Consider the following 4,154-nt stretch of genomic DNA (forward strand, 5'->3'; position numbering starts at 1 on the left):
TATGCAGCTTCTCCGCGTCGCTACGACGGCGTGCTGCGCGAGCCCGGCTATGGCGTCGACCACCGCGTCCGGCGCGTGCGTCACAACGGCGAGATCAAGTGGAACGGCAGCACGATCTACATCAACGAGGCTCTCGTCGGCGAGCCGGTCGGCCTGGCCGAAGACGACGCGGGATGCTGGACCGTCAGCTACGGGCGGATCGAGCTCGGCGTGATCACTCACCGCGGCGATCGCCTGAACAAACCAAAACGCAAGGCCTGTGGACTTGTGGACAACGCGAAGGGGCGTTGCCCACAAGACCCACAGGCCCAGCAACAGACCTGAACGAAACGGGAATTGTGTTACCTATGTCGTCGGTCAGAACTGTTACCCATGTCGCCGGTTGCTCACTGCCAGCGCGCCCACATGACATGCCGTGCCGACGTTGCGTGCTCAGCCTGTATTGCTCGCAACCTGTCATCGCCAAAAAAGAGGGCCGCCCGGAGGCGGCCTTCGATCTGTTGGCGTGGGAACGGACGGGGCTCAGAAGCCCATGCCGCCCATTCCGCCCATGCCGCCGCCACCGCCGGGCATCGCGGGGCCCGGTTCCTTCGGCAGTTCGGCGACCATGGCTTCGGTGGTCACCAGCAGGCCCGCGACGGAGGAGGCGTCCTGCAGCGCGGTGCGCACCACCTTGGCCGGATCGATGATGCCCTTCTCGACCATGTCGACATATTGCTCGGTCTGGGCGTCGAAGCCGAAGGTCTCCGACTTGTTCTCGAGGATCTTGCCGACCACGATCGAGCCTTCGACGCCGGCGTTTTCCGAGATCTGGCGAACCGGAGCCTCCAGCGCCTTCAGCACGATGTTGATACCGGCCTGGACGTCGGAATTGTCGTTGTTGATACGGCCGACGGCCTTCTTGGCGCGGAGCAGCGCCACGCCGCCGCCCGGCACGATGCCTTCCTGCACGGCCGCGCGGGTCGCGTTGAGGGCATCCTCGACACGGTCCTTCTTCTCCTTGACCTCGACTTCGGTCGCGCCGCCGACCTTGATCACCGCGACGCCACCGGCGAGCTTGGCCAGGCGCTCCTGCAGCTTCTCGCGGTCATAGTCCGAGGTGGTTTCCTCGATCTGCGCCTTGATCTGCGTGACGCGGGCTTCGATGTCCTTCTTCTTGCCGGCGCCCTTGACGATCGTGGTGTTCTCCTTGTCGATCACCACCTTGCCTGCGCGGCCGAGCATGTTGATGGTGACGCTTTCGAGCTTCATGCCGAGCTCTTCGGAGATCAGCTGACCGCCAGTCAGGATCGCGATGTCTTCCATCATGGCCTTGCGGCGGTCGCCGAAGCCCGGCGCTTTGACCGCAGCGACCTTCAGGCCGCCACGCAGGCGGTTGACGACGAGCGTCGCCAGCGCCTCGCCCTCGACGTCCTCGGCGATGATCAGCAGCGGCCGGCCGGACTGCACCACGGCTTCCAGCACCGGCAGCATCGCCTGCAGGCCGGAGAGCTTCTTCTCGTGCAGCAGCACGAAGACGTCTTCCAGCTCGGCAGTCATCTTCTCGGCGTTGGTGATGAAGTAGGGCGACAGGTAGCCGCGATCGAACTTCATGCCTTCGACGATATCGACCTCGGTCTCGAGCGACTTGTTCTCCTCGACCGTGATCACGCCTTCATTGCCGACCTTCTGCATCGCCTGCGCGATCATCTTGCCGATGGCGGTGTCACCGTTGGCCGAGATGGTGCCAACCTGGGCGACCTCGGAAGAGGCGGCGACCGGCTTGGCGCGCTTCTCGATGTCCTTGACGACGGCGTGCACGGCGATGTCGATGCCGCGCTTTAGGTCCATCGGGTTCATGCCGGCCGCGACCGCCTTGCCGCCCTCGCGCACGATCGCTTGCGCCAGCACGGTTGCGGTGGTGGTGCCGTCACCGGCGGTGTCGTTGGTCTTGGAGGCGACTTCGCGCAGCATCTGCGCGCCCATGTTCTCGAACTTGTCGTCGAGCTCGATCTCCTTGGCGACAGTGACGCCATCCTTGGTGATGCGCGGTGCGCCGAAGCTCTTCTCGATCACGACGTTGCGGCCCTTCGGGCCGAGCGTCACCTTCACCGCATTGGCGAGAACGTCGACGCCGCGCAGCATGCGGTCGCGGGCGTCGCCGGAAAATTTAACGTCTTTGGCAGCCATGTTCTGGACTCCTGAATGGATTGGATACGGTCGTGCGCCGCGCCATGCATCGTCATTGCCGGGCTTGACCCGGCAATCCATCACCTTCGCGAGACTCTTCCGAAGGGATGGATGCCCGGGTCATCTTGCGCGAAGACGCGCTTCGCGCTTTTGCCCGGGCATGACGAAGCGTGCCTTACGTCAGCACGCCCATGATGTCGGACTCCTTCATGATCAGGAGTTCCTCGTTCTCGATCTTGACCTCGGTGCCGGACCATTTGCCGAACAGCACGCGGTCGCCGACCTTGAGATCGATCGGGATCAGCTTGCCGGCCTCGTCACGGCCACCCGGGCCGACGGCGACAACTTCGCCTTGCGACGGCTTTTCCTTGGCCGTGTCGGGAATGATAATGCCGCCCTTGGTCTTCTCTTCGGCATCAATGCGCTTGACCACGACGCGGTCGTGCAGGGGGCGGAATTTGGATTTGGCCATGACGTCTCCTCTTGCAGTTCCTCTGGAGGCTCGGTTTCAGGTCTCTGCGCCATCGACATTGGCGGTGAAGCCGGGTATTCGACGCCGCCCCGGGCGGGACAGCGCGACCCTTAGCAATCTTCGTGATTGAGTGCTAAACGTGGAGCCGGGAAATATGGCTTGGCGCCGTTCCTGTCAAGCAAACAAGGGGGTTAAGGCCTTCTTGAGGCCAATATAGGATGGTGCCACGGAAACCAAATCGGCGCAGCGGCGTAATTCACCGACGTCATTGCTCCGGCAGGCTTTTTACGATTGGCTGCTTGACGGGAGCGGCCTCAAAGAATTGCTCGGGGGAATGCGATGATCAGCTCACGTAATGCGCGTACGGTTGCCAATCTGGCGATCGCATCGACGCTGGCGATCTTGCTTGCGGCATGCGGCAGCATGAGCTTGCCGTCGCTGTCGTCCAGTCCGCCACCGGAGGCCGAGCCTGGCGTGGCACCCGAAATGCCCGCGACCATCCGCTCCGACGAGATCGTCGGCCGCTGGGGCCTCGCCTCGTTCCAGAATCCGAATGACCGCGCCCGCACTGAAGCGGCGGCGCGCGGGCAGTGCAAGCAGCCCTATGTGATCGGCGCCGGCGCCAACGGCGGTGTCGTCATGCATCTGGCAGACCAGGCCACTCCCCAGGAACTGCGCCTCAAGGGCAGCCCGAGCGGCAAGAACTACATCGGCCCGCCCGGTCCCGCCGGCGGCGACCAGGACCGCGAGATCCTCTCCTTCGATGGCCGTGTGATGGTGACCCGCTTCATCGAAAAAGATGCCGCGGTCCGCTACGGCAACATGGTTTACGTCCGCTGCGCCCCGAGGGCGTAAGGCGAAATACACCTCTTGCTGTCATGCCCGCGAAGGCGGGGCATCCAGTAGGCCGCGGCTTCTCCGTCGAATCGCTGACGTCTCTGGAATACTGGATCGTCCGCTTTCGCGGACGATGTACACACTCGATATGAGGAGTGCAGTCGCGCGATGTGAGGTGAGCACATGTGTAAGGCTCCCTCCCCCCTTGCGGGGGAGGGTTGGGGAGAGGGGTAAGCCACGGGCTCCGGCCGAAGAGATACGGTGAGCTCGTGCAACGCCGCGTTCATCGGCTATGGAAGATTTGCGCGGATGCTTGTTGCTATCCATCCAACGACGGAGCAAGCGGCACCCCTCTCCCTAACAAGGGGGGAGGGAACCCGGTCCTAACCGGCTACATGGGTGACAGAATAGACCGACGACATGGGTAACAGGTCAACTGATCGGCAAGGAGGGCCTTGCCGATGGGACTTGGGGGAACCTGTGCCGTGGAAGAGCGGATGCGCTTTGTGATGGCGGTTGAGGAGCGGCAGGAGTCGTTTGCAGCGATTTGCCGGCGGTTCGCGGTGAGCCGGAAGACCGGCTACAAGTGGCTCGAACGTTATGAGGAAGAGGGCATCGCGGGCCTGTCGGATCGCACGCGCGCCCCGCATCATCATCCACACGCGATTGCCGAGGA

At 63.4% G+C, this 4,154-nt stretch carries 4 protein-coding genes and 1 pseudogene; 3 read left to right on the forward strand and 2 right to left on the reverse strand.

Going from position 1 to position 4,154, the window contains the following annotated elements; translation table 11 throughout:
• Nucleotides 1-324 (forward strand): annotated as a pseudogene (locus tag J6524_RS36825) (integrase core domain-containing protein); the annotation flags it as partial.
• A gap of 198 nt (nt 325-522) precedes the next feature.
• Here J6524_RS36825 and groL read toward each other — a convergent pair.
• On the reverse strand, nt 523-2,169 hold the full coding sequence (groL, locus tag J6524_RS36830; RefSeq protein WP_225678736.1) for a chaperonin GroEL: 1,647 nt from the start codon (nt 2,167-2,169) through the stop codon (nt 523-525).
• Nucleotides 2,170-2,344: 175 nt separating this feature from the next.
• A complete protein-coding gene (locus J6524_RS36835; RefSeq protein ID WP_225678737.1) occupies nt 2,345-2,641 on the reverse strand; it encodes a co-chaperone GroES in 297 nt (98 codons plus the stop codon).
• A 339-nt stretch (nt 2,642-2,980) separates the two neighbouring features.
• Here J6524_RS36835 and J6524_RS36840 point away from each other — a divergent pair, with 339 nt between their 5' ends.
• Together J6524_RS36840 and J6524_RS36845 are read left to right on the forward strand one after the other, a co-directional pair.
• Entirely contained in the window at nt 2,981-3,496 is a 516-nt protein-coding gene (locus tag J6524_RS36840) for a hypothetical protein (RefSeq protein WP_225678738.1), read from the forward strand.
• Nucleotides 3,497-3,939: 443 nt separating this feature from the next.
• Nucleotides 3,940-4,154 (forward strand): helix-turn-helix domain-containing protein (locus J6524_RS36845; RefSeq protein WP_225678389.1); only part of this gene is annotated, 215 nt, incomplete at its 3' end.

It is taken from the genome of Bradyrhizobium hereditatis (assembly GCF_020329435.1).
Taxonomy (GTDB): domain Bacteria; phylum Pseudomonadota; class Alphaproteobacteria; order Rhizobiales; family Xanthobacteraceae; genus Bradyrhizobium; species Bradyrhizobium hereditatis.